At 51.6% G+C, this 26,090-nt stretch carries 17 protein-coding genes; 8 read left to right on the top strand and 9 right to left on the bottom strand.

Features of this window, described 5'->3' with window-relative positions; translation table 11 throughout:
- Positions 1–81 precede the first annotated feature (81 nt).
- Positions 82–1,920 carry a cation:proton antiporter gene (locus BFW38_RS08825; RefSeq protein ID WP_068998048.1) on the top strand — a complete coding sequence of 613 codons (1,839 nt, stop codon included), beginning with the start codon at positions 82–84 and terminating at the stop codon, positions 1,918–1,920.
- A 1-nt stretch (position 1,921) separates the two neighbouring features.
- Here BFW38_RS08825 and BFW38_RS17960 read toward each other — a convergent pair whose 3' ends face one another.
- The 5 genes from BFW38_RS17960 to BFW38_RS08805 form a co-directional block, all read right to left on the bottom strand.
- A complete protein-coding gene (locus BFW38_RS17960) occupies positions 1,922–2,086 on the bottom strand; it encodes a hypothetical protein (protein ID WP_175400957.1) in 165 nt (54 codons plus the stop codon).
- Between the two features lie 311 nt (positions 2,087–2,397).
- Positions 2,398–2,964, bottom strand: a complete 567-nt coding sequence (locus BFW38_RS08820) for a winged helix DNA-binding protein (RefSeq protein ID WP_068998047.1) — start codon at positions 2,962–2,964, stop codon at positions 2,398–2,400.
- A 66-nt stretch (positions 2,965–3,030) separates the two neighbouring features.
- Positions 3,031–4,332: a TRAP transporter large permease gene (locus BFW38_RS08815; protein ID WP_068998046.1), complete on the bottom strand. Its 1,302-nt coding sequence runs from the start codon at positions 4,330–4,332 to the stop codon at positions 3,031–3,033.
- A gap of 3 nt (positions 4,333–4,335) precedes the next feature.
- Entirely contained in the window at positions 4,336–4,875 is a 540-nt protein-coding gene (locus BFW38_RS08810) for a TRAP transporter small permease (RefSeq protein WP_068998045.1), read from the bottom strand.
- A gap of 182 nt (positions 4,876–5,057) precedes the next feature.
- Complete coding sequence (locus BFW38_RS08805; RefSeq protein WP_068998044.1) at positions 5,058–6,107, bottom strand: TRAP transporter substrate-binding protein; 1,050 nt, start codon at positions 6,105–6,107, stop codon at positions 5,058–5,060.
- Positions 6,108–6,711: 604 nt separating this feature from the next.
- Between BFW38_RS08805 and BFW38_RS08800 the strand changes: the two genes are divergently transcribed.
- The 4 genes from BFW38_RS08800 (at position 6,712) to BFW38_RS08785 (ending at position 11,147) form a co-directional block, all read left to right on the top strand.
- Positions 6,712–7,488, top strand: a complete 777-nt coding sequence (locus BFW38_RS08800; RefSeq protein ID WP_068998043.1) for a 5-oxoprolinase subunit PxpA — start codon at positions 6,712–6,714, stop codon at positions 7,486–7,488.
- A complete protein-coding gene (gene pxpB, locus BFW38_RS08795) occupies positions 7,488–8,207 on the top strand; it encodes a 5-oxoprolinase subunit PxpB (RefSeq protein WP_068998042.1) in 720 nt (239 codons plus the stop codon). Before BFW38_RS08800 ends, pxpB begins: the two co-directional genes overlap by 1 nt.
- Positions 8,207–9,154, top strand: a complete 948-nt coding sequence (locus tag BFW38_RS08790; RefSeq protein ID WP_084004551.1) for a 5-oxoprolinase subunit C family protein — start codon at positions 8,207–8,209, stop codon at positions 9,152–9,154. The genes pxpB and BFW38_RS08790 overlap by 1 nt, the downstream gene beginning before the upstream one ends.
- Positions 9,155–9,464: 310 nt before the next feature.
- Positions 9,465–11,147 carry a methyl-accepting chemotaxis protein gene (locus BFW38_RS08785; RefSeq protein WP_068998041.1) on the top strand — a complete coding sequence of 561 codons (1,683 nt, stop codon included), beginning with the start codon at positions 9,465–9,467 and terminating at the stop codon, positions 11,145–11,147.
- Positions 11,148–11,326: 179 nt separating this feature from the next.
- Here the strand turns inward: BFW38_RS08785 and BFW38_RS08780 are convergent, their stop codons facing one another.
- Positions 11,327–12,409: an AI-2E family transporter gene (locus tag BFW38_RS08780; RefSeq protein WP_068998040.1), complete on the bottom strand. Its 1,083-nt coding sequence runs from the start codon at positions 12,407–12,409 to the stop codon at positions 11,327–11,329.
- A gap of 207 nt (positions 12,410–12,616) precedes the next feature.
- On the opposite strand from BFW38_RS08780, the gene BFW38_RS08775 reads away from it, so the two are divergent.
- Positions 12,617–13,471, top strand: coding sequence for a DUF1853 family protein (locus BFW38_RS08775; RefSeq protein WP_068998039.1), 855 nt, complete (start codon positions 12,617–12,619; stop codon positions 13,469–13,471).
- Here BFW38_RS08775 and BFW38_RS08770 read toward each other — a convergent pair.
- From BFW38_RS08770 to BFW38_RS08760, 3 genes are read right to left on the bottom strand one after another with little or no spacing between them, the layout of a single operon-like run.
- The gene (locus tag BFW38_RS08770) at positions 13,463–15,148 is read right to left on the bottom strand and encodes a phosphoethanolamine transferase (protein WP_068998038.1); all 1,686 of its coding nucleotides are present in this window, start codon (positions 15,146–15,148) and stop codon (positions 13,463–13,465) included. The genes BFW38_RS08775 and BFW38_RS08770 overlap by 9 nt on opposite strands.
- A 41-nt stretch (positions 15,149–15,189) precedes the next feature.
- Positions 15,190–15,936: a phosphatase PAP2 family protein gene (locus BFW38_RS08765; protein WP_139116583.1), complete on the bottom strand. Its 747-nt coding sequence runs from the start codon at positions 15,934–15,936 to the stop codon at positions 15,190–15,192.
- Positions 15,921–16,346: a diacylglycerol kinase gene (locus tag BFW38_RS08760; protein WP_281180388.1), complete on the bottom strand. Its 426-nt coding sequence runs from the start codon at positions 16,344–16,346 to the stop codon at positions 15,921–15,923. The genes BFW38_RS08765 and BFW38_RS08760 overlap by 16 nt, the downstream gene beginning before the upstream one ends.
- A gap of 350 nt (positions 16,347–16,696) precedes the next feature.
- Between BFW38_RS08760 and BFW38_RS08755 the strand changes: the two genes are divergently transcribed.
- Positions 16,697–17,575, top strand: coding sequence for a hypothetical protein (locus BFW38_RS08755; protein WP_068998036.1), 879 nt, complete (start codon positions 16,697–16,699; stop codon positions 17,573–17,575).
- An 86-nt stretch (positions 17,576–17,661) separates the two neighbouring features.
- Positions 17,662–26,079, top strand: coding sequence for an RHS repeat-associated core domain-containing protein (locus BFW38_RS08750; protein WP_068998035.1), 8,418 nt, complete (start codon positions 17,662–17,664; stop codon positions 26,077–26,079).
- Positions 26,080–26,090: the final 11 nt, after the last annotated feature.

The raw sequence follows: 26,090 nt of genomic DNA, 5'->3' as shown, positions 1-26,090 counted from the left end.
ATACATTCATTGTCACTATAGCCCGCTTTTAATTTTTCGTGCTGTTCTTAGGACAGCTCAGCCTGACGGAGTATGAATGACATGACCCAACCTGCCTTGGTGTTGGCTGCGATCGGTCTGTTATCACTGGCGTGCCAGTGGTTGTCTTGGCGCTTACGACAACCGGCTATTTTGTTATTGCTCTTATCGGGCATCGTTGTCGGCCCCTGGTTAGAGTGGCTTAAGCCGGATGCTTTATTTGGCGATCTGTTGTTTCCGGTCGTGTCTCTTGCGGTTGCGATTATTCTGTTTGAGGGCGCCTTAACGTTAAAGTTGAGTGAAATTAGAGAACATGGCCGTGTTGTCAGACGACTAGTGACTTCCGGGATGTTGGTGAATGGGGCCGTAATCAGTGCTGGTGCTGTTGTTCTACTCGACTTTTCTTGGCCTATGGCTGCGCTATTGGGGGCTGTGACCGTTGTGACAGGACCTACCGTGATTGTGCCCATGCTCCGGAGTGTGCGCCCTACTGCTGCGGTGAGTCGTATTTTACGATGGGAAGGTATTTTGATTGACCCCATTGGGGCTTTATTGGCTGTGCTTGTATTTGAATACGTCGTCGCACTGCAGACAGGCGCCTCCCATTGGCACTCGTTGTGGGTGTTTGGTGAGACCCTGTGTTTGGGATTGATCTTGGGGGCGATGGGCGGTCAATTATTGGGCTGGGTGCTCAAACATCACTGGTTACCTCATTACTTACATAACCTAGGGGTGCTGACCTTTGTTCTTGCATTATTTGCGTTATCCAATGCCATACTTCATGAATCTGGGTTGCTGACCGTGACCGTCATGGGGATGTGGCTCGCCAATATGCGTGGTGTGGATCTTGAGGATATTCTTGAGTTTAAGGAAACCTTGAGTGTGTTGTTGATTTCAGGGCTATTCATTTTGCTGGCTGCACGTTTAGACTTGGCCGCAATGATGGGGCTTGGCGGTGCTGCTTTGGCCCTATTGGCGCTGATTCTGTGGGTTGCACGGCCATTGAATGTCATGATATCAACCCGAGGCAGTGACTTATCCTGGCGTGAGCGCTTGCTACTCGCCTGGATCGGTCCGCGTGGCATTGTGGCGGCGGCTGTCTCTGCACTGTTTGCACTTAAGTTAGAAGCGCTGGATGTGCCCCAAGCTGAGATGCTAGTGCCTTTGGTTTTTCTGGTTATTATCGGTAGCGTTTTACTGCAAAGCCTGACTTCTCGTACCTTAGCGGCTTGGCTCAAAGTACAAGCACCACCGCCTTCTGGGTTTCTCTTTATGGGGGCGAATCCATTGGCCCGGGCGCTTGGTCAGATTTTAAAGACACATAATGTGCGCGTCGTGCTGGCTGACCCTAACTGGGATTTAGTACAAGAAGCTCGGATGGCGGGTCTAGAGGTTTATTATGGGAATCCCTTATCAGAACATGCAGCCCAACATCTTGATTTGACTGGGATTGGGCATTTATTAGCGATATCACCTTATCGTCAGTTGAACTCCTTGGTTGGCTACCATTTCCGCGACATGTTTGATACCCGCCAGGTGTTTATGGTGAATGAAGGGGCCAATAATAGTCGTCAGGATTCTGAACAGGTGCATGCTCGACTGACCCGATTATTTGATGGTCAGATCACATATGCTCAGTTAGCCAGCATGATGGCGCAAGGCGGGGAAGTCAAAGAGACAAAACTCACTGAGAACTTTAGTTTTGATGACTACTTGGATCATCATCAACGCTGTGTTTTGCCCTTATTAGCCATTGATCCTAAAGGACGTATTCGAGTTTTCAGTGAGCGCAGTCAGTGGGATGTTGGGCCTGGATGGCGTCTGGTGGCTTTACTGCCGAGTGCTGAAAGCCACTTTACCTTTTCAGGGAGTGGGCATCTTGCCCGCATGGCGTCATCGTGAGCTACTTGCTGGCAAAATAATGATCCCGATAAAACTCAACTAGACAAGTCAGGTCGAGCAGCTCCCGTAAATTATGTGCGGGCTGAACTTCGAGTAATAGGCAAAGACCTTCGATAATGTCTTTGCCATCCCATTTTGAGAGTGCATCTGCATGGCTTTGGTTCATGGTGATGTCCATTCAATAGTCAGCCTCTACATCCACAATGCTATCCATATGCAAGTACTATCCATGTACCCGTCTATTGACTGTATTGGCAATGATATGGGTAGCGTACAGATAGTCAGGAACCCTCAAGCAGGGCGCCTGCTATCTTTTCCTGTTGTTCCATTTTCTACTATTTCTCATATCATACTGCATTGCAATATGGGGTGCACAATAATCTATGTGTACCCCGTTGCGTTGTGCTGCATTAAGCCTGCAATGGTAATACGGGAGCAGTCGATTGAGCTGTTACACGACCTCATGCTGTAGCGGTTTTATAGTGAGGCCGCAGAACGAGCTGCTTGATCATATAAGCCCGAAAGACCTCGCAGAAAACGTGCAGTATCGCCAATGTCTTCTCGTGAAAATCCGAGTGTCTTCAGTGATTCAACGAGACATTCTTCTCGGATTTGGCCATAACGTTCGCAGATTTCTTGGCCTTTTTCGGTAGTTTTATAAAAAGTCTCTTTGCCTCTTTTTTCTGAGCCAACGACACCTAATTTTGTGAGTTTTCTCAAAGCATAAGTGACGGTATGGCTATCTTCAATGTTCAAGACTAGGCAAATATCCGCCATTTTTTTGGCTCTTTCTCGATGGTTGACGCTGTGAAGCACTAGCACATCCAGTGCGCCTAGTTCAGGTAATCCGGATGCGGTCATGCAGCGAATCATCCAGCGATTGAATGCATGACCCGCGACAATTAAGCCAAACTCAAATTCAGACAATTCTGCCGCTTTGCTGGAGGCCAGATGAGCGGATGATACGATCGGACCTACTGATCTTTTGTTGTCGTCGGCTGCTGAGGTCTGTGCATCCGGTCTATCCATGTCGTTAACTTGCATAGCGATCCTCTCTACTAAAACGGCCATCCAAAAGATGGCCGCCATGACGGAAGCTGGTGCTGGGCGTCACTGACCCATCTGGTTGGGTAAGTAGGTTACTACCGCTGGGAAGATTGTGATGATCAGCACCCCAGACAAAATCAATAAAAAGTAAGGTAATGCTGCCCGAGCGATTTTCAGAATATTATCGCCGGAAAGCCCTTGTAGTACGAAAAGATTGAAGCCAACGGGCGGCGTGATTTGGCTCATTTCAACCACAATAACCAAGTAAATGCCAAACCATAGTGGATCAATCCCTGCTGCTTCAACCATAGGCAATATGACAGAGGTTGTCAGAACTACCACTGAAATGCCGTCTAAAAAGCAACCCAGTAAGATGAAAAACAAGGTCAACGCGAATAATAGCATGTACGGTGATAGCGCTAATGTGCCGATCCATGCCGCCAGTTCGCGAGGAATTCCTGTAAACCCCATTGCTGTTGTTAGAAACGCTGCACCCGCCAGAATAAAGGCAATCATCGTTGATGTTTTGACTGTTCCGGCGAGGGCTTGCGAAAAAGTAGACCAACTTAACGCCCCATACTTCCAGGATAGCAGATGAGCCAGTAATACGCCGATAGCAGCCGATTCAGTGGGCGAAGCTAAACCGCCGTAAATAGAACCAATGACCCCGACTATCAGTAAGAGTACGGGCACTAACCGGCGAGAGTGCTTGAGTTTTTCCCTAAAAGGTAAATGCTGTGTTTCTTCTGGTACTTCATCTTTGTTGAGCCAGGACCAGATCATCACGTAACCCGTAAATAGGGCGATTAACAGTAAACCAGGGAGGATGCCGGCCACAAAGAGACGGGCGATGGACTGTTCCGTGGCGATGCCATAGACAATGAGGATAATGGAAGGTGGAATCAAAAGCCCTAAGGTCGCTGAGCCTGCTAAAGTGCCCAGAATTTGCTCACGGTTATAGCCGCGACGAGTGAGTTCTGGAATCGACATCTTACCGATGGTCGCGGCAGTAGCGGCGGAAGATCCCGAGATCGCAGCAAAAATACCGCATCCCAAGATATTGGTGTGCAGAAGGCGACCCGGAATATGGCCCACCCAAGGCGCAATGCCTGAAAACATGTCTTCCGACAAACGAGAGCGGAACAGGATTTCGCCCATCCAGATAAACATCGGTAGCGCTGCGAGTTCCCATGACGTACTCGCGCCATAGAGTGCTGTGGCTAAACTGTCACCGGCAGGAATAGATGTGAAGCCAGACAGGGCAATCCATCCTACCCCCATTAACGCAAAGGCAACCCATAAGCCGGCGCCAAGCAATACCAGCAACCCTACAAGCAGGAGCATACTCATCATGATCATATCCATGGCTTACTCCTGCACTTCGCTATGATTGAGTGTGGCGAAATTGCCTTTGAGTACTTCAAACAAGGTATCGACCAAGGCAATGGCGAGCCATAACAAGCCGGCACTCATCGCACTTTGCGGAATCCACAAGGGGACGGGCACCATGCCAATGGAGACATCGCCAAAGTCGTAGCTGTCATAGGCGAGCCAGGCACCATTCCAAGCGGCATAAAGCGTAATGCCCAAAGCTAGCAAAATCATCAGCGCTTCCATGACTTGACGAAAGGCACGAGGTAAATGCTGGATAATCAAGGTGACTCGAATGTGGGCGCCTGCTCTGAAGGTATAGGCGAGCCCAAAAAAACTGGCGCCTAACAATAAAAAACCAGCTATTTCTGCTAGTCCCGGCACATTAAGCCCCCAGGGGGGCTGATGCAGCATCAGAAGCGTGTTATCAATAATGCGGCCCAGCACTTGGATGACAATCATCAACATAATGATCAGCAGCTGTAACGCTGCCAAGGCGCCCCCTAGGCCATAAAATCGGTCCATTGCATGACGCATAGGTCTGGATCCTCCGGCTTTTCCGGCTGTATGAATAATGGAGCCTCTGCCACGATCGTGGCAGAGGGATTCGTCCGGCTGTTTGAGGGCTTCAGCCTAGCCCATCGCATGCCCTAATAACCGCTTGCCTGTGACTGCAATGGGTTGTTTAGGCGCGATCTAAGGATTGATCGTGAAGATCATTACATGGCGTGATAGGCATCCAGAATCTTCTGACCTTCACTGCCGGCACGTTCAAGCCATTCTTGAGTCATGGTGTCACCCACCTGCTGCAATTTGGCTTTCAAGGCTTCTGAAGGCTCACTGACACGAATACCGTTTTCTTGCATGATGCCGATTTTGGCATCGGTTTCGGCTTTACTCGCGGCCCACCCTCGTTTTTCAGCCTCTTCTGCTGCGGCCTCAATGGCCTGCTGTTGGGCTTGCGGCAAACGGCGGAAGGCCTTCAAATTCACCACCACCATGTTTTTGGGCAGCCAGAGCTGAGCGTGGTTGAAGTCCGTCAAGTAGTCCCAGGCTCGAGTATTAGCCCCAGTGGAGGGTGAGGTGATCATGGCATCGACGCGGCCAGTACCAAATGCAGTCGGAATGTCAGGGACTTCGACCTGGGTCGGTTGGGCGCCTAGCAACTCTGCTAAACGTTCACTAGATTTGTTGTAGGCGCGCATTTTGACGCCTTGTAACTCCTCGCCAGTGTTGACTTTGAATTGGGTGTAAATGCCTTGAGGTGGCCAGGGGACCGCAAACAATAGTTTTAGGCGTTGACGTTCCAAACGTTGAGCGAGGATATCTTTTGAGGCTTGCCATAAGTGCCAGGCATCGTCGTAATTGCTAGCCAAGTAAGGGACAGAGTCGACTTCAAAGAGCGGATCTTCATTCGCCAGACGTGACATGATCAATTCGCCAATCGGCACCAAGCCTCGGCGCACAGCGTTTTTAATTTCTGCATGCTTAATCAAAGAGCCATTGCTATGAACCGTGATGTCCAGCTCATTATCGGTTGCCTGACGAACATCCTCAGCAAACTGGCGGATATTTTGCGTATGGAAATTCGTATCTCCATAGGGCGTGGGCATATCCCAAGACGTGGCTGCATGTGAGGCCGTCGAGATGCCGACTAAGGAGACACTGAGTGTCAGGGCTCTTAATAGCGGGCGCGATCGCTGAAGACGCTCAGTATTGAGGCGCCAGGTGTTGGAAAATCGGGTGTTGAAAAACTTGGTCAAGCTCATGCGATTGTCCTCCGAGACAGTCATGGATGGTATGCCTTTTCTTAGTATGAGCATGTTATGCCATCAGTGCTGTCATCGCTTGTTAGTGTTGTATTGGCCAAGATGGCAAACCGTTGGGTCGAGCCATCACATCCGCTTTTATTCCCAATAATGTGTCCAGCAATGAGCATGCCACGCTGGTCTCTGGGGATGATGTTTTGGCGCAGGATTTGCCCATACGAATACCATTTTTTCAAAGTAGCGAGTCTACTTGGGGGCTGTCAAACATATTGTTTGCATTATTAACCTAATGTATAGGTGCTTAGTTTGTATAATTCTGTCAATTTATCTATAAAACGTATTTGATATGACTTGATTTGAGTGTCTGGGTCTGCATCGGGATGGCGAGAGGGCACCCGCTTAGCTGGGTATGCAAAGGTGTGCACACGAAAGGCGAATGGGTTCAGGCGTGAGCAAAGATAAATGAACAGATATGTCGATTTTTTGATAGGCAGCAATGTGCTGATGGGTACACCCTTAAAACTGACTGATGATCAGAAAAGCGCAAGATCAGCTCTTCTGAATGCTGTCGTGCCTGATATGTTGAGGACGAGGAGATTAACGGATGCAACTACAGCTGAATTGTGATATTGGCGAAAGTTTTGGGGCTTGGACGATGGGCATGGATGCTGAGGTTATGCCCTATATTGATCAAGCCAATATTGCGTGTGGTTTTCATGCAGGTGACCCCTTAGTGATGCAACGCACTGTGCGTCTGGCATTAACGCATGATGTCACCTTAGGCGCCCATCCTGCCTATCCTGATTTAGTGGGCTTTGGGCGTCGCTCATTGAGTTGTTCGCCTGATGAAGTGACGGCCATGGTGCGTTATCAAATTGGCGCTTTGATGTCGATTGCGGCGGCTGAAGGTGGGCAAATCCGTTATGTGAAACCCCATGGGGCGCTGTATAACGATATGATGCGTGCTCCTGAAATTCTGGAGGCGGTCTTGAAAGCGTTGGCTGATTTACCGCAACCTTTGGCGCTGATGGCAATGTCCACGGTTGATAACCAAGCCTTGCGGGATATGGCCGCTTCATTTTCCGTGCCTCTTTGGTTGGAAGCTTTTGCGGATAGGGCCTATGACGAGGCTGGTTTTTTAGTGTCGCGTCGTGAGGTCGGGGCAGTGCATCATGATCAGGCAAAGATCGTTGCTCAAGCCCAGTCATTCGCCACAGGCCAGCCGATTCAGAGCCACTCAGGTCAAAACATGTTGACACTTGAAGTGGATACGCTCTGTGTACATGGCGATAATCCTGAATCGATTGCGGCAGTACGGGCTATTCGAGAAGCATTGAACCCGTCTGCATTGACCTCGTCATTGACCCAAGGGGATGCGTGATGCAGTGGCATTATGAGATCGCTGCCGTGGATGCCATTACACTGTATTTCGGACGTGACATTGAACTCGCCCAGGTAGCCCGTATTCAAGCCGCGCAGGACGCTTTGGCGACCGCATTAAAAGAACGCGTGATTGATATGGTCCCTGCGTATACCTCTTTACTTTTACGCTATGACTTAAGACAAGATGATTTGGCGCATTTACTGGCCGATATTGCGCCAGTATTGGCCGCCTTACCGGAAGTGCTTGAGGTTGATCACGATGCCCCTGTGATTGATTTGCCAGTTTACTATGCGCCTGAAGTCGGCCCTGAGTTACCGCTGCTGGCTGAGCGCAGTGGCCTCACCATTGATCAGGTGATCGAGTGTCATTCGGCTTTGGTTTATCAGGTGTTTGCGATTGGCTTTGCGCCTGGGTTCGCTTATTTAGGGGAGGTCGCTGAAACACTTCGTACGCCAAGGTTGGCGACACCGCGTAAGCGCGTCCCTGTGGGCGCATTGGGTATTGCCGATAGCCAGACGGCGATCTATCCCTTGGTTTCTCCTGGGGGATGGAATTTGATTGGTCGTACACCTGAGGCCATGTTTCGGCCCGACCAAACGCCACCCAGTCGATTACAGGCTGGACAACAGGTCAAGTTTTGCCCGATTAATCGCGAGCGTTATCTCGAAATGGGTGGTCGGCTTGATGATTTACCATGGCAGCAGGAGGCGCATTAATGATGGGCATGATTGTTAAGCGTCCAGGCATCCTGGCCCTACTACAAGATGCGGGTCGTCGTGGTGTGATGCATTATGGTTTAGCCAATGGCGGGGTCATGGATCGGCATGCCTGGGCCTGGGCCAATCACTTATTGGGCAATTCATGGGGAGCGCCGGCGATTGAGGTGGCACTGGGTGGCCTAGTTCTAGAAGTGAAAGCCTGCACCGCCATTGCGGTATGTGGGGCTGATCTTTCGCTTCAGTTGAACGGTGAGCCTTTGCCATTATGGCGGGTACATCGGGTTGAGCCTGGTGATGAGCTGAGTTTTGGTCATCCACGTCAGGGAATGCGCGCCTATCTAGCGGTGTCAGGTGGCTTTCAGGTCTCCCCATCCTTGGGACAGAGTTGCGCGACGGTGATGCGTGAGGGAACCGGAGGATTACAGGGGAATGGCCAACGTCTCCAGGCGGGTGATATTTTGCCCTTTGTCGCACAATCGCCTTCCGATACGTTGCTGGCTCGTCGTGTGCCGGATCGCTGGATACCCGATTATCAGGCGGATTTGACGCTGGATGTCGTGCTCGGGGCTCAGGTTGATGCCTTTCCCGCTGAGGCCTTGGCGCAGTTCTTTGATCAGTCTTGGACGGTGTCGACATCGAGTGATCGGATGGGGGCTCGTTTGGAAGGTGGGGCGATTAAAGGACTGAGTCAACGCATGATTTCGGAAGGGATTGGCTTGGGAGCGATTCAGGTGCCTGCTGATGGCCAGCCGATTATTTTGCTGAATGATCGGCAAACAGTTGGCGGCTACCCGAAATTGGGGGCGGTTACACCAAGAGCGTTGGACCTTTTGGCTCAATGTCAGTTTGGTCGCCCTGTCTCTTTTGTGCCAACTGCATTACATGACGCTCAGCGCCAAGAACGGCAATTTCTGAATTTTTTTGCCAGTACTTTATCGATGTGAATAGGCATGCTTATTTTCAATGCTGTCACTCTGTCGATGTTCGTTATTGTGATCGGTGATTGTTGAATATTGTTGCCTTTAGTGGTTTTTATTTATCGATAATGACGTACCTTATTTAAGATTATAAAAGTATGACTTGAAGCAAGATGGTGACTATCCTGCATGGTTTATTATTGATAATATTCTGCCCCCCCCTTGTTGCGGACTCTTCCCTCAGGCAGGTCAACAAAGCGCATAAAAAACACGAGAGTATCGGTTAAAAGGGGCGGAATTACGGGACTTTATACTTTGTCAGCCGGGAAATCTGACCATGCCTTCTTTATCGATTCGCCAGACACTGCTTCTGGTCACTATTGCACCGCTATTGGTGATGACGACACTTTTAGCTTTTTTGATGGTCGGTACGCTCAATGATTTAGGGCGTACGACTATGGCGCAAACTCGTGATGTCTTAATTCAGCAGAAGAAAAACCAGCTTAAAGGCCAGGTTGAGCAGGCCTTCAGTGCTTTGAAACCCATTTATGACGCCTCTGCCGGCGCTGACGATCAAGCTGCAAAGAATCGTTTTAAAGCATTAATGCGTCAATTACGTTTTGATCAAGGCCAAGGCTACTTTTTTGCCTATGATCGCCAAGGCGTTAATGTGGCCCATGGGCATAACCTTGCGTTGGAAGGCAAAAATCTTTGGCAGTTACAGGATCGTCGTGGGAGCTACATCATTCAGGATCTCTTGAAGAGTGCTTATGAAGGCGATGGGTTCTCCCGCTATTACTGGGATCGAGATGGCCATGAAGCCGAAAAACTGGGTTATACCATGGCGCTGCCTAAATGGGATTGGGCTTTAGGTACTGGCTTTTATATTGAAGATGTTGATCAGCAAATGGCTGAGCAGTCACGCTTGCAGCAGGTCTATTTGAGGCAAAGCCTGTGGGAGTTGGCTGTTACTGCGTTAGTGGGATTGGTCGTCTTTATATTGCTCGGCTTGTGGTTTAGCCAGCGTTTGACTCGCCCCTTGATGTATGTTGTTCATTCCATGCAGTCGATGGCTTCGGGAGAAGGGGACTTGACGCATCGCCTGGACACCGATGTGCCGGGCGAGATTAAGCTGTTGGCTATTGGGTTTAATCGTTTTGTCGATCAGCTTCAGCAGATGATTCAGAACATGCGCCAACAAATTGAAACGCTGGCTCAAGCGGGCAGTCATATTGAAGCGGTGACGACACAATCAGAGCATAATGTTGAGCATCATCGTGAAGAAACCGCACAGGCTGCGGCCGCGATGCAACAGATGAGTGCGTCAGCTCATCAAGTCACGCAATCCGCTCAGCAAGCCTCAGAAGCAACTGCCGCAGCCGAGGCCGAGGCCCAGGAAGGGATGCAGCATGTGGCCTTGAGTATGGATCATGTTGAACAGTTGGCCGCAAGCCTAAGCGCTTCCGCTGATAGCGTATTACAGCTGGAGCAAGAGGCCGGACGTATTGGACAGATTTTGGAAGTCATTCAGGGTGTTGCCGAGCAGACTAATTTGCTAGCACTGAATGCGGCGATCGAAGCTGCTCGAGCCGGGGAAGCGGGTCGCGGTTTTGCTGTAGTGGCGGATGAAGTGCGTAACCTGGCCAGTCGTACGGATACCAGCGCACGTGAAATTCGTGAGGTGATCGAGCATTTGCAAGGGCAAGTACGAGAGGTCGCTGCTCAGCTGGATGCCAGACGGCTTGAGGGCGCTGAAAGCGCGGAGGCGGCCGAGGCGGTAAAAGGAACGCTCGCCCGGATCAGCGAACGAATTGGTGAAATTAATGATATGAATGCCCAAGTGGCTTCAGCGGCTGAAGAGCAGACTGCGGTGGCCGACGATCTTTGCCGCAGTGTTGATGAAATGCAGCATATGGTTGAAGAGCTTTCAGAGTCTGCTCGAGAGAACCGCCAAGCGGTGGATGCCCTGAGCCAAACCAGCGACGAGTTACGCCATATGGCGCAGCGGTTTAAAGCATAGATAGGCCAGAACACCGCTCGTCGATGTGTTCACTGATCCTGATCGATTTGCGTGTTTAAGCCATCGGGATCAAAGACGGCCAAATGATGGCATCAAAAAGAGCCAGACAGCGTGCAACACGCACTGTCTGGCTCTTTTGTTACGAGGATTGAGGTGAAGCGTTTTCTCTGAACATCTCGTTATTGAGGAGGGTCTTGATCATGGGGTTGCGAATCCTGCTCTAGTTGCTGAATATCCCGTGCACTCCCAATCATAATCGCAATCCAGCGAGTGGATGCCTGGCGCTCTAGCGCAATTTTCACAATCATGGTTAATGGGATAGACAAGAACATCCCGGCGGCGCCAAACATCCACCCCCACAGCATTAACGATAAGAAAACGACCAACGGTGATAGCCCCAAGCCATTGCCCATAAACCGCGGCTCCAGCGCATTGCCCATGAGTAGGTTAATGGCGACATAGCCTGCTGCAACGATCAGCGCATCATAAGGGCCTAGTTGCACCACCGTCAGTAGAACGGCCGGAATGGCCGCAATAATAGAACCTACATTGGGAATGAAGTTCATCAGTGCTGCGACCAGCCCCCATAAAGCGGCAAAATCGACTCCCAGAAACGTTAACCATGCCCAGACCAGTAGCCCGGTGATCAGGCTTATGGTCGTTTTGATGACCAGATAAGTGTTGACCTGCCGCACAAACTCGCTGGTCCGTTTCAACGAAAGCTCACCATTGGGTAAGGCATAGCGGAGTTTATCGGCCAGGCTGGCTTCTTCCATCAATAGAAAAATCACTACAAAGACAACGACGAGGAAATTGGTCAGTAGACCGCCGAGGTTGGCCAATGCATTGCCTGCCCATTTCATCGCTGCGCCGGGGTTAAAGTGAGTTAGAAACTGGTCTTTGGTGACCGGAATCCCCAAATCTGTAAACAGGGGCACCAGTTTGACGGACTCTTCCTGCAGGCGTTTTTGATATTCGGGGAGTTGTTCTGTGAATGTATCAATGGCACTCCCGACGAAGATCACCAATAAGCTACTGAGCACGACCAGCAAGGCGACAATGATCATGATGGACAACCAGGAAGGCATACCTCGCCGAGTCATGAAGGTCAAAGGGGGAATGCAAATGATGGCAATGAATACAGCGAGTAAAAAAGGGACTACGATGGCTTCAGCTGCTTTGAGCGCCCCTAAGATCAGCACCACGGCCGCTATACCAATGAGCCACTTTAAACCGGAAGACGCTGACACAGACGCCGACATGGCGTTCTCCTTATGAGATTAAGACTGAATGACCGCCGATTTGAATACGGCTTGAACTTAATCGGTGGCAACATACACCGAAAGGGCGCTTAAAAGAAACGTCGCAATCCTAGCATTGTCTTGTCGTTATTCGCATTGTCTTGGCATGACTAACACGGCCTTGTACGAGAAACCGTTTGACTCCGATTATTAGAAGCGAGGATGTTGATGCAGCCCTCTTGGGTGAATGACTTGCATTGGTTGGCCACTTCGCCGCCTTTAATACGCGGTGAACACAGCTTTATGCCGTGTGATGAGATTACGTCGAGGCAAATTGTGGCGATTGATCGTTTAGTCGATGATGATACGACCCAGAATCGTTTACTTGAAGCCCGACAGCAAAAGCTCGGCCACTATTTTGAGACCTTGTATGAAACGCTTATGACCCAGGTGATGGGGTGGACATTGCTCGCGCGCAATATCCAGATTCATCATGAGGGTAAGACCTTAGGTGAGCTCGATTTTCTTTTCCGGCACCCCCAGACCGGCCAAGTTGAGCACCATGAAATTGCAGTTAAATTCTATCTTGGTTGGCCATCGACGGGCTTGTGGCATGGGCCTAATGCATGTGATCGACTGGATCTCAAGCTTGCTCGCTTATTGAATCATCAGCTGCCTATGAGCCAGCGTGACCCCACCCAGGCGCAACTGAATGCTCTGGGATTACCTTTACCCGAGGTTCGGCGCATGGTCATGCCGGGTGCCTTGTTTTATCCGGAAGGCGGCTCAGCGGCTATGGCGCCACCTGTCAGCGCACTGGCCACTGATCCATCGTTGTTTTGGTATCGAGTGAGTGATATCAGTACGGATTGGTTATCGTCAGCTGTTATATTGCCGCCTGCTGACTGGCTTGGAACCTATTCCAGTGTCTTAGCCCCAGGCATTAATACACTGGCTGATCATATTGAATCCAGCGGGCGGGCTCGCCTGTTGGCTCACTTAGCCTGGCAACCGGCACAACAGTGTTGGGTTGAGACTGAGCGATGCTTTGTTGTGCCGAGTCATTGGCCGTTATTAACCTGAGTATTGACAGCTGGCCAGTATATCGTGGTCAGGTTGATAAATATGAGTTTTTACATTCAGTATGCCTAATATCGAGTCGAAGAGATTATCTTGGGAAACGGTTTGGTGTTGTTTAGCGGCTAAACAGGCCGTATCAATATGATAGGCCTGTGTGAAATTGTCAGATAGCCAGTAAAAAAATGGTACATGTGTTTGCTCTTTCGGTGCCATCATATAGGGCATTCCATGTAAATAAATACCATTTTCCCCCAAGGATTCGCCGTGATCTGCGACATAAATCATGGCTGTATTATATTGTCCCTCTTGTGTTTTTAACCACTCAATGACTTGGTTGAGAAAATAGTCTGTATAACGAATAGTGTTATCGTAAGTATTAATGAGTTCGGCCTGACTGCATCGCTGTAACTGGTTGGTTTGGCAAGTGGGTTGGTAAAACTCAAATTGAGATGGATAACGGTGATAGTAGTCTGGACCATGGCTACCATGCTGATGTAATACAATCAGTGTGTTCTTTCCTGAGTTTTTAATGGCTTGATTAAGCTGATTGAGCATCACGGCATCAAAGCACTCTCTTTGATTACAATTCAAAGGGTCATTCTGGTGGCTCATGTCTTGGTAAGGTACGCCTTGGCAGGCGCCTTTGCAGCCTGAGTTGTTGTCACGCCATAAAATCGATATGCCTGCATATTGGAGTACTTGAAGTAGCCCATCTTGAGATCGCGTGCGGGCTTCATTGTAATTGGCACGATCTTGCCGCGAGAACATACAAGGTACTGATACTGCGGTAGAGGTGCCGCAAGATGAGGCTTGATCAAAATTGATCAAATGCTGCTGGGCAAGCAAGGGCGTGGTATTGCGAGTGTAGCCATTGAGGCCAAAATGATCCGCTCGTCCGGTTTCTCCAACAACCAATATCGTCAGGATCGGCTTGGTCTGAGCTTGTGCCACTGGGCCCAGATGTGCATCGGTGCCCAGTTTTTGATAAACCAGCGATGATTGCTGATGGTTATAAATATAGCGACCGGTGGCGTAAATATAATTAAGTGGCACTGCACTGTATCTGACTTCTTTATAGTTTCTAAAGAAGCTTGCGTAGGTGTTAGAAAAACTCATGAGTGTCAATGTGATCATTACCAGTGCGATCATTATCGCGAGTCCTCTGAACAGTAAGCTATGGCGCCACTTTGAAGACTTTATTTTAATTTTCCATATTATGATGCTAGGAATAAGCCCTAGAGCGAATAAATGAAATAGTAGGTCTAAATTGAATGTGCCTGTCACCTCATTAGCATCAGTCTCTAAAATATTTTGGATCATGCCTGTATCCATCACAATACCGTATTGGTTGATGAAGTAGCTGGTGGCGGATGATCCTATAAAAATAAGCATCAATATAGGTTTGGCAAAGGAGTTAGGTGTGATGAGGCAAAGAATAATGAATGTGATTAAGGTGATAGTCAGTCCTGCACTGGCCACAAATAATATATTGTGAGTGATCGAGAAGGGATATAAATGATAGAGGGCGCTAAAAAAGTGTTGATTATAGAAGATTGTGAGTGTAAGTGAGATGATTCCATTTAATATCAGTAAGGATATCGATGATGGCCAGATTTTTAATTTCCATTGACGATCAAAATTAGTTAAAAAAGCAACTGCTTTATTTATGGCATATCGCATTAATCCAATCTCGCACTTAGTGGCTAGTGGTGATGTGTTTGTTAGGAAGCACTTGAGGTCGCGGATGAGCACTGATTCAGTACGCGCTTTTCTTGTTTCGGTTTTTCTGAAGAGGGCCACAAGAGTATCCGGAACCAAATCAATGAAACGCTCCAGCAAAGGACTGCTGTTGTCAGGTCATGAGAAAGAAAGTGAGCGCCACGTAATTGCTGTGCGAAACCAAAAATCAAGCCTAGGGATAAGCCAATAGCTAAGCCCACCCAGCGCCAGTGTTTTGAATGGCCTATCGCAACAAAATAGAGCGAAAGCCAGGCATAACCCGCGCTGGCATGGCCTGCAGGAAAACAACGGATATTGCCTTGAGGCTGCCAATGATGCCATCGGTTGATCCAAGCGATGGTGCCGCCATAACGAGAGAAGTCCCAGGGGCAAGCGAGATGGGTGATCCCCTTTAATAATGAAATCAACAGTACGCTGCTGGCTGTGGCTAAAAATAGATAAGCTAGCGGCCGTTGCCAGTGGCGATATTCGGGGCTTCTCCACGCCAATAATCCGCCGACTAAGACCGTCAGCCCCATGCCTATCGATAGCCACTTCCCACCAATATGAATCACCTCTTGTGTGATCCAGTGATGTTCAAAATACCATTGCTGGCCTTGCCACCGATAAAGCTCGTCAGCGGTGATCTGATCCAAAGGCCATAGCATCCATAGTGAGGCGATGCATCCGGCGGTGATGGCTGGGTATATCAAGTGGAAACGCCAAAAATGGATTATAGCAGAATGCATAACCAAACCCCCGCAGCCATGATTAATGCGCCCATGACGGCAGCAGATCCCATGTCTTTGGCTTGTCCACTGAGCGGATGGTGTGAGGTACTGATACGATCCACGGTGGCTTCTATCGCGGAGTTCAGCAACTCAACGACTAAAACGAAAAACAGGCTGGCCACTAACAAGGCACGTTCAATATGGCTGACATCCAGTATCAGGGTTAAAGGCACTAAGCCGCATAGGGTTAAGCACTCCTGACGAATAGCGGCCTCGTTTTTCCAAGCGGCTTTGAATCCTCGCCAGGAGTAACCACAGGCCTGATATAGACGCTTTAAGCCTGGAGGCTGGGTTTTAATTGCTTCTTGGGTGTTGCCGGGCATTGGACGGCTTGTCACAGAACTTGATGGCACTGTCTCGGGGGGCATGATGTCTCCTCGGCAATGGTGTCGGGAATCAGGTGGCACCTTAATCTCAAGGGCCAGCGTATGCCGAGACAGTAAAAGGGGGAGCTTAAGGCAGGATTAAAGAGAGAGGTTATTCATATGCATGGGCTCAATTACTTGTAGGTAAGGCCTACGAGCAAAGCGTGTAGAGATCTTGAAGTCTTCGAGGTGGTCTTTTGGAAAGATAAAATGGATTTTTCTATGGGACTGGCTTATTTTTTTGTTGCGTCCAGTAATTTTTTGTGACGAAAGTCTTGGTTTATTTCGGATTTTTGTTCTATTTGATTGTTGCTGGACTGGATGCCCAAAAACTACAGTGAAAGGATTCTCCAATGCCAATTTCAATCGATACTCAAATTACCGCTCCTAATCGCAGTGTGACCTTCAATTTTGATGACTCGGTTCTGGCCTATGTTGTCGGAATTTCATACTGGGACTTCTCTTTCGGTAGTAACGACCATCACGTCAAGGAACTGGAACTCTCCATTCAAGCCAATAAACCAACCACTCAGCAAGTGACCGCCCAGATTACAGCTAAGCTGAATGATGACTCTGGTCATGGCATTGACTCGGGTTCCTCCTCGATTCATGTCACCTGTATTGCGGTCATCGGCAGTCAGGACGCTAACGTGGCGCTGGTCAATGAGAACCGCATTGCCTCGGGTGCAGAGAGTCCAGCCTTTCCCTTGCCCAGCAATTCCTTGTCGATCAGCGCTTCTTTTTTGTCTGGCTGGGATCTGAGTCAGACGGAAGATCACCACGTAAAAACGTTCACTACTGCAGCCGGCTTCTCCCAGAGTGGCAGCAATGGGCAAATTACCGGACAAGCGCAGATGGTTGATACCAGTGGTAATTTCGCTAGCGGTTGGATCGATGGGGGCTCGCTGGCAGCGTCGACGACCGAGAACGGTATTTTGGCCAAGGCGGTAACCAATAAGCAAACCGACTCCAAATTTGGAGTGGATTTCACCGATGAGCTGCAAGATAAAACGATCAAGGAAGCCGCTGTGCTACTACAAAACCTGACGGTGACCTTTGGCGGCGATGACCACCACGTGAAAACCATTGGGGGTGGTTGCTCAGGTTGGCAGGCTGACGGTACTTCGGTAAATCTCGATAATGCTCGTGCTTTCCTCACTGATGACTCCGGTCATAAACAGAGCAATAACGACTCTAATGTGTCTGTGATGGTGGTGGTCACACCGTCTTGATCTCTTCCTGAGTTTTCTTTTTAACCTGAGACCGGCAACTCGGCCGGTCTTTTGGGTGATTTGCATTGATGTTCAGGAGGAACGTTATGCCTGCGTCATCTTCAACTAGCAGCTCCACTCAGACTCCCGCCGTCAGAACTTTTCAGATGGATGGCAGTTCCCAAGGCAATCTCGCCAGTTCGGTCAATCTCTTCCGTGGCGACGTTAACCTTTCCCAGACCCTTTTCACCTTGCCAGGGCGCTCCCAAAGCAATGCACTGGACGTTATATTGAGCGTGCAGTACCAGAGTAATGTGTTTCGTGCCGCAACCACCTGGAATGCAGATGCGCCGACTGGTGTGTTGGGGTTGGGCTGGCAGTTGCCATTGACCTGGATTGAAGCACTAGATCAGGGCGCGCCTGCTTCGGGAAACCGAGCCTATACCCTGTATGATAATGGCTCGGCCAATCAGTTGGTGCGTCAGTCTATCGTGCCCATGTTGTTTTGCATGGAGGGGTCGCTCGCCGGCGGGCTGGAAAACGGCATGCCCGTGCCCACAGCGATACGTGCTCAGTTTCTCGAACATGGTCTTGCGCTCTCGGTGCAAACGAAAGTGGCCGGTGCCGCGCCAGAATGGACACTGGATGATGCGGATCTGCAGCAGCAATTTGTTCTGAAAACCGAGGGCTCGGCCCTGAATGCCTATGATGGCGGTGAGCTTTATCAGCTGCAGAATTACCAGTTCTGGAAGATTCTCTATTACCCCGACTATGAGCGCTGGCTGATTGTCAGTGACCAAGCGGTACGTCGCAGTTTTGGTGGACAAACGGCCAATACCCCTGAAGGTTTCGCCACTGCTAACGATAACAGTATCGCCTGGTCTGTATGGTGGACCAATGAATCCGCTGCACCGGTTTGGAAGGGCGCGAGCAATCAGACCTCTGGCCAGATTCAGGTCGCGCGGGCATGGTATCTCAATACCATGGAAGATCGTTTCGGCAGCCGTGTCACCTTTCGCTACAATAGATTTACTCGTAATCAGCAGGGCTATCTGCCGGAGGTCGAGCAGCGGGTTGGTGTCGAAGGCAAGCCTTACACCAAGGCGGTGTACCTCAGCCAGATCGAAGACAGTTACGGTCGCAAAGTTAACTTTCACTATGAATCCAAGCTCTGGGAGGCCGCTGCAGAATCTCCCCGCGAATATTACGACCCCCATTCGGCAACGCCATCGAATGACCCCAGTCCCTATCAGGACTGTTACGAGACTTTTTATCTGGACCTCGTCACCGTTGATGATGCGGCAGGCCAGCGAATGTTCAGTCTGGGCTTCGACTTTGCGCCTAGCCCATCCAGCCCGGTTGCTAACGTCACAGACTTTACCGGTGAGCTGAAGGGCAACACTTACAAGCGCTTCCTGACAGGCATTATTCAGTACAATCAGGACGGCACAGCCTCACCGGGCCTGCGGTTTGACTATGATCTGGCGATGAACACTCAGGGTGGTCAGCCCGGTGCGCTTAAGGCCGTGACCTATCCCCAAGGCGGTGTGGCTCGTTATACCTACAGTAATGATCAGCAGTTGGTGCTGGCTGAGCGTTCCATTGAGGTATCGCGCCCGGCGCAGGTGTCTGAGGGGGCGACTCCACGCGTCTTCTTTGGCGGTGATTATGCCGTCGTCTGTTACTACAACCAGAACTCACAGGAGCTATCCCTGCAGGTACTGACCTGGACCGGGTCCTGGCTCATTTGGCAGCTCTCGGCGGACTCGCCATTGATCGACACTCAGGGCCTCGATCTGGAAACCCTGAATGTGCAGACGGGGGCGGATTTCCTGACCTTGCGTTTTAACCGTACCTCTGGTGACCTAGCCGTCTATGTGTTTGAGCGTGATAGCGCTCGCCCTGGGCAGTGGCGCGCCGCGACTATTCATCAGGTCACCACGGCACTGAATACACCAACTCTGAGTTATGCCAGTACGAATGCGGCACCGACTTTTGTGGGCGGCAGCACCTTCTTTGTTGTCAGTCAGATGGACGCCTCCAGCCTGACGGGGTCCTATGAAGTGCTGACTTGGCGCTGGTCCAGCCAGAGTTGGGAGACTCAGACGGTCAGTGCCGCAACTTACAGCTGGCTGACCGCCGGCAATGATTACTATGTAGTGCTCGACAGAAACGGCAGCTTCTCGCTATTTGCTCTGGATTCCTCGCTGCAATGGAAAAATGCTGGCGCTCTTAAGTTGGACGGTATGTCGGTGGTCTCTGTTGATGACACCGTGTTGGTGCCGGGTAGCAGCCTGGTCGTGGTCACAAACCGCACGTCGGCCAATAGCCAGCAGAACACCTATCAACAGTGGATTTTGGACTGGGATAGTGACTATCAACTGACACAAAGTGCCTATGGTGCTTTCACTGACTGGTTCGGCAGCGGAAACCCGGCCAGCACCTGGATACCACAGGTGTTGAACGATACGTTGGTGGCGACCAACGGTAACGTGTTCCGTCGTAATGGTAAAAGTTGGAGCCAAAACACCGCCATGAACCCCGGCACTAATCCGCCTACGGGATATGATTCGCGCTTTGCTTATGGCGAGGATTTTGTGATTCGTGTCACGGCACCGATGACCGGTATTGGCCAGGCTCAGGCCGAAGTGTTGGCCTTTGATCCTGAGCAGCCTGCTTTGTGGGTTGGGCCGACGGCGTTGGGAGAAGACTTGCCAAATCAGTCGACACCTGCCGATAACTGGCCATCTGCCAGTGGTGATGACTGGGCGGTGGTCGGGCCTTATCTATATTTTCGTGGCTCCTCGACCAACTGGTCGCAGGTCATGAGCCAGAGCGCGACGGCCAATATTGCCAGCGAAGCGGCCTCAGCCAACGGGGTCTATCAGTCCCAGTCTCTTGTCGATGCGGCACCTGCCTTCCTGACCTATACCGTTGAATCTCATGCGGATAAATCCGTTCAAACCCTGATCATCGCCAATGGTGGTCTGGCGGGCGCTCCCACGCCCTTTGCGGATCAGAAATTGGCCGCTGGCAGTGATGCCGGGTTGATGGGGCCAGGCGTTTCGCCTCAGGGGCCCGGCGTCTTTGCGGCTTTTCCATCCCATTACAGCAGTTTTGATCAGGCCCAGTCGCTGTTTCTTCACCATTACGCAGGCTATGCCGTCAGTGGCCCCATTGAGCATTACACCGTGATGGCGGTGGAAATGGATGATGGTTTTGGTGATCCGATCACTACGGCTTTTCTGCCTGATGCGGCAACCGCCACTGCTGATGCTAGCGGCAATATCGTCAAGTTCTATCAGAATGCCGTTTATCCCGGCACCCTCGACCCGGGCAGTGCCGTCGATGGCCATGTGGTCAGCCGCTACCTGAACGGTGTGACTGATCAGACCGGTGACAACTACTACGACATGCTTGATGGCATGCTGGTCGCGACAGAGACCTATGATGCCAGCAACCATCTGGTGGCCAGTGACTCCACCACCTGGGAAGTGGTCGAAAGTGTTGCCTCCAGTCCGCTCGATGCCTCGGCACCCGCGATTACGCTGCGCGGTGGATGGGTGACAGCGAAGCAAAAGACGTCAATGAGTGACGGCGTGACCAGTGTCAAACGCACCGAGTATGTGAATCAGGGGCTGTCTCTTTCTTACAGCGGTCAGCCGGTGACGGTCACGACACATAACTTTTCAGGAGCAGGTAACGAAGAGTCCTTTGTCAGCGTGACCCGGTTTGGCGTGGAAATCTCCTCTTATCCTTCGTTAGTCGCCATTCATGCATTGGCGGATGAAGCACTGATTGTGAACTGGCAGGGGCAGGGGGGACAGCAGACTTTATTGTCTTCCAATGCCACAACCTATACCCATTGGAACAGTGACAACGAAGGGGTTCAGGTACCTGCGCCTGAAGCCGGTTTTGCAGTCTTGACCAGTAATGATCCGGCATTTCCTTTTGCCTCCTACACTCCGGGTTCGTCGCCTGAGGGATGGTTGCTAAGCGCCAGAACGACTCGTCGTACACGTTTTGGTCAGGAGGCGGCCAATATCGATGGCTTGAGTAACCCGTCCGCGACCTTTTACGACCTTAAAGAAGAGCTAGCGATTGCCCGGATTGCCAATGCCTCCCATGAGGGATGCGCCTATCTCGGTTTTCAGGCCTATGAATCCAGCGAAGGCTGGACACTATCTGATGTGCTGTACGACGAGGATGATGCCTACAGCGGAACGCGTTCGGCACGTTTGCCGGCCTCCGCCAATGCGTACCTGAGTACTGTCATTACTCCGGACAGGCGCCAGACCTATGTGCTGGGTTGCCGTTACCGTACACCTGCTTCATTGACTGCCAACACCAGTGGTATGACGATCAACGTGCGGGTCGATGGCCAGCATCAAAAGTCCATAAGTCTACCCTGGGCGGATACGAGCAACCGCTGGCAGTATCGAACTTTGGCAGTAGAGCTCGACGGTCTTCCTGAAGGCGCGCTGACGTTGGAGATCGTATTGGATAACAGCACGACTTGTGATGTGCATCTGGACTCAGTGTTACTGACACCCAAAGTCGCTGGGGCGACCATTCGTAGTTTTGATCCTGATTCCCAGCAGATCCTCTCTTCCATGGACATGAGTGGACGGACCAGCCGTACCTATTATGATCGGAGCGGTCGTCCCTCAGTGTCGGTAGGCACCTCTGGTAAGGTGCGTGAGATCTCCATGAGTTTCCTTTCCCGTCAGGGCAATGTCCGGGATGCCTTTGATCGTGCATCGCCCAATGCTGAGTTGACCCTGCATACCACCGAAGGCGGTATTCTTGAGGATTTCCGCGATGGGGGGCAGTGGCTTACCCGCTGGCAGCCTGAGCAGGCTGATCAGTGGCAGATCAGTAATGGGGCTTTGCGTGTCGAAGGTAACCGACCGGCAGTGCTTGAGTGGCAGAGTCAGCCTAAGGGTACTTATGCTGTTTATTGTGAACTGGAGTCTGTCACCGCCACGCAAATTAGCCTTGCTGCTGGTAATCTGAGCTTTGGTTGGAATGGTCAGGGCTGGTCGGGTGCGCTGGGCAGCCAGGCGCTGACAGCTCTGGCAACTCCACCGGCCCTGGCCGCTCATCTCCTTATGGTGGTGGGGCAGGGGGTTGTGCTGTTCTTCGCCGATGGCCAGCTGCTCTTCAGTCACAAACTGACACCGGATAACGCTCAGGTGAGCCTGACCCTGGGTGGTACCGGTAGTGCCTTGCGCCACTTAACCGGGGTGATGGATATTCGCCTCGGACTGTCCTACAACGATGCAGGCGGACGTCAGCGTCAGGTGCACCAGCTGCACAACGATGACAGCCTCCTGTGTGAGTTGATCTTCGATAAGTTGGACCGTCAAGTGGCGACGACCAAAAGTGCTCCGGGCTCTTTCGGCTCGGGGGCTGGGGTTCCCGTGCTTGCCTACCGTTCCGGCTTTGTGGATGTGGCGGCGTTCCTGACGGCTACCGGTTCTGACTGGGTCATGCAGGGCGATCTTGCCGATTACTACGCCGGTCAGCAGGATCAGGGCTATCGCCGTTCCGATGATGAAGGCTATCCGTATTGGGGGGTCCGCTATGAAGCCTCACCCCGTTCTGTGAAGCTTGAAACCAGTCAGCCGGGGGGCGCATACGCCATTAATCTCTCAGTGCCTGAAACTGAGCGGCAAACGGTGCAGTATGCCTACCATGCGGCGACAGGGGCTGATGGCGCACTACCTTCCGGTAAATACTTGCAGTCGGATGTCACGAGTGCGATGAAAACCCTGTCTTCGCAGATTAATGATCTGATGGGACAGCAGGTGGCAACGGAGTTCTTTGATGATCAGCACAGCCGGGTCAATCAGAGTGCAGGTGAGCGCAGTTATGCTGCACCGACAGCAGGCCCCGTCGCTTCTATCCTTCAGCAATTACCCAATGCGCTGACTTCTGGCCCTCAGAGTGGTGATGCAGACTACGTCCGCGAAACTCACGCCAGTGCCTTGCAGGAAACACTCGCCTTGTCGGACCCAGATAATGGTCAGATGCAGTTCATCTATGACACTGTGGGTAACCTGCGCTTTGTACAACCAGCGATGGGAGAGGGTGAACAGTGGTTTATCTTCTACCGCTACGATGCCATTGGCCGTATGGTCGAAGAGGGGATCCTCACTGCCAGTTGGGATACTGAGGCACTGCGTGTCCATGCGGATAATTCTGCCTGGCCCTTGACTTCGACGCCGGGTTATCACTCGACGGTCACCATCGAGTATGACGGTGATGGTCATCAGCCTTCGCTGCTGGGCATGAAGTGGAAAACCACCGCAATCAATGCGGCGCCCGCCAGTGTCGCTGGCAGTACGGAGATTCGTATCCTCGAAACCTTTGGCTACGACGCCGCGGGTAATATTGTGACGGTGACGCAGCAAGTGAGCGGTGATACCGAGGCTTCAGGCGCTATAGGGTACAGCTATAACCAGATGGGCGACATCACTTGTCTGATACTGCCCGACGGTGCGCCGCTGGCGAAGGTGTTCTATAGCTACGACGATCAAGGCAATATCGTCTGTCTGGGTACGAAGGCCGGTAGCGATGACTTGGCGAGCTTTGTCTATTCGGCCGAGAACTATCCCGTCATCCAAACCACCGGCGACTGGCAACGGGTAGTCGGCTATAACTCGCCGGGCTGGATTCTGTCGATGCAGACACAGTCCATCGCCGATGCCTCGCAACATTTGGGCTTTAGCTTCGACTACGATGCCGATGGCGCGATGTCCAAACGTGATGTGGATTTCGCTTTCAGCGATTTCACTCTGAGCTACAACGATACCTTTGGTTATGACGGGCAGCGACGCTTAAGCCGAGCTGAGGGGGCCTCCAATGTGAGCTACGACAGCTACGATCCGAACGGCAACCTCTGGCAGGTCACTCGTGATGGTGAGACCAGTCGCTTTGACTATCTTGCAGGCAGTAACCGCCTGAGCAGTATCGAGGTGGCCGACACTCCGCTGCAAACGCTTCTCTATTCGGCCCGTGGCCAGCTACTGGAAGATTCCGGCCGCCAGTTCGAGTATGAACCGGCGACCGGGATGACTACGGCGGTCAGTCGCGGTGGGCAAACGACCCGCCTTGCCTACGGTTCGGCACAGCGCAGGGTGGTCAAGCAGCAGACCGGTGGTGAGATTCAGATTGATTTTATGGGGGCTGGACAGGTGCCGGTGGCAAGTCTCATCAATGGTCAGTGGTCGGTGGTACTCCATGGCCCGACCGGGTTGTTGGCCTGGGTCGCTGATCGCACCTATTACCTGCTGACCGACACGACCGATTCCGTCTGGGGCGTGGTCGCGGATCAGGCGCTCATCAGTGCCCGAACCTATCTGCCCTTTGGTGAGATGTCGAAGGTGCATGGCACGGACCCCGTTCCCTACGGATTCCAGGGACAGCTCTGGGATGCTGAGCTTGAACTATACGACTTCCGTACCCGTCTCTATGACCCGCAGCTTGGTCGCTTCCTGACGCCTGACCCTTGTCGTCAGTTCGCGAGTGGCTATGTTTTCGCCAATAACAGTCCATTGATCATTGTTGATCCGACCGGTGAAATTTCTATTTGGGCCGAGGTTGGTATTGGTATTGCGATGGTGGCCATCACCGCGGTGGGTGTTGGTCTGACACTCTTTACCGGTGGTGCTTCGGATGCCGCTGCCGCCTCAACGGACGCCGCATTGCTTGGTACTGCTACGGCGGTCGAAGGTAGTGAAGTCGCTGCTGAAGGGGCTGCAGTTGGCGCCATGGGGACTGAAGCTGCTGCCGAGGCCGGTACTGGTGCTGCCGCAGCGGGGGCGGAAGGGTCTGCCGCTGCCGGTGCATCCGCTTCAGCGGAAGTCGCTGCGGGGGCTACTGCAACAGAAACGGCCTCCACCAGCTGGTCGACCATTGGTATCAATGTGCTCGGTTCCACCATTCAAAGTGCGGGTACCAGTGGTCTCAGTTATGACATCCAGCACGGCCGTGACTTTACCGCCAAAGGCTTCTTTGAAGCGGTCGGTATCGGGGCGGCTACGGGGCTTGTCAGTGGCGGGTTGGGTAAGGGCTTAGGCGCGGCGACCGATAGTCTGACCCGTGGCTTTGAAGGCGTCAGTGGCGCCTTTGGTAAAGCAGCCATCAATGCGGCCAGCGGTGCTCTACAAAGTGCGATTACTTCTGACCTCAAGACCGTGCTGACCAATGTGTCCCAGCATCAGCCATGGTATCAGGGTGTACTTAAATCGACTTTGAGTGGCGCTGCTTCCGGTGCTGCTATGGGAGGGGCGACTTCACTGGGTAAATCCGCTTGGACTGGGCGCGAGGCCATTGCTGCGAAAGCCGCTAGTAAAGGTGTGATATCCGATCAGACGGTGCAGAAGGTGGTGACTTTACCTCAAACGGTGAAATCTATGGCGACCAGTGACACTGCGATTGCGGGCTATATTCTGGCTGGTTTTTTCTTGCCCGCAGGCTATGTGGTTTGGGGGGCAGCCACCAACTTTAAAACGGCGTAAAGGGGAGCAGG

It is taken from the genome of Terasakiispira papahanaumokuakeensis (genome assembly GCF_001709345.1).
In the GTDB taxonomy this organism is placed as follows: Bacteria; Pseudomonadota; Gammaproteobacteria; order Pseudomonadales; family Halomonadaceae; genus Terasakiispira; species Terasakiispira papahanaumokuakeensis.
The sequence above is the reverse complement of the archived record's forward strand: the minus strand, read 5'-3'. Positions and strand labels throughout refer to the sequence as shown.

Bases quoted from the DNA above. Each gene is read 5' to 3' on its own strand.
- BFW38_RS08780 (WP_068998040.1), bottom strand. From the start codon at position 12,409: ATGTCGGCGTCTGTGTCAGCGTCTTCCGGTTTAAAGTGGCTCATTGGT.
- BFW38_RS08770 (WP_068998038.1), bottom strand. From the start codon at position 15,148: ATGCGATATGCCATAAATAAAGCAGTTGCTTTTTTAACTAATTTTGAT.
- BFW38_RS08825 (WP_068998048.1), top strand. From the start codon at position 82: ATGACCCAACCTGCCTTGGTGTTGGCTGCGATCGGTCTGTTATCACTG.
- BFW38_RS08750 (WP_068998035.1), top strand. From the start codon at position 17,662: ATGCCTGCGTCATCTTCAACTAGCAGCTCCACTCAGACTCCCGCCGTC.
- BFW38_RS17960 (WP_175400957.1), bottom strand. From the start codon at position 2,086: ATGAACCAAAGCCATGCAGATGCACTCTCAAAATGGGATGGCAAAGAC.
- BFW38_RS08785 (WP_068998041.1), top strand. From the start codon at position 9,465: ATGCCTTCTTTATCGATTCGCCAGACACTGCTTCTGGTCACTATTGCA.
- pxpB (WP_068998042.1), top strand. From the start codon at position 7,488: ATGCAGTGGCATTATGAGATCGCTGCCGTGGATGCCATTACACTGTAT.
- BFW38_RS08800 (WP_068998043.1), top strand. From the start codon at position 6,712: ATGCAACTACAGCTGAATTGTGATATTGGCGAAAGTTTTGGGGCTTGG.
- BFW38_RS08775 (WP_068998039.1), top strand. From the start codon at position 12,617: ATGCAGCCCTCTTGGGTGAATGACTTGCATTGGTTGGCCACTTCGCCG.
- BFW38_RS08790 (WP_084004551.1), top strand. From the start codon at position 8,207: ATGATGGGCATGATTGTTAAGCGTCCAGGCATCCTGGCCCTACTACAA.
- BFW38_RS08815 (WP_068998046.1), bottom strand. From the start codon at position 4,332: ATGGATATGATCATGATGAGTATGCTCCTGCTTGTAGGGTTGCTGGTA.
- BFW38_RS08810 (WP_068998045.1), bottom strand. From the start codon at position 4,875: ATGCGTCATGCAATGGACCGATTTTATGGCCTAGGGGGCGCCTTGGCA.
- BFW38_RS08760 (WP_281180388.1), bottom strand. From the start codon at position 16,346: ATGCCCCCCGAGACAGTGCCATCAAGTTCTGTGACAAGCCGTCCAATG.
- BFW38_RS08755 (WP_068998036.1), top strand. From the start codon at position 16,697: ATGCCAATTTCAATCGATACTCAAATTACCGCTCCTAATCGCAGTGTG.
- BFW38_RS08820 (WP_068998047.1), bottom strand. From the start codon at position 2,964: ATGCAAGTTAACGACATGGATAGACCGGATGCACAGACCTCAGCAGCC.
- BFW38_RS08805 (WP_068998044.1), bottom strand. From the start codon at position 6,107: ATGAGCTTGACCAAGTTTTTCAACACCCGATTTTCCAACACCTGGCGC.
- BFW38_RS08765 (WP_139116583.1), bottom strand. From the start codon at position 15,936: ATGCATTCTGCTATAATCCATTTTTGGCGTTTCCACTTGATATACCCA.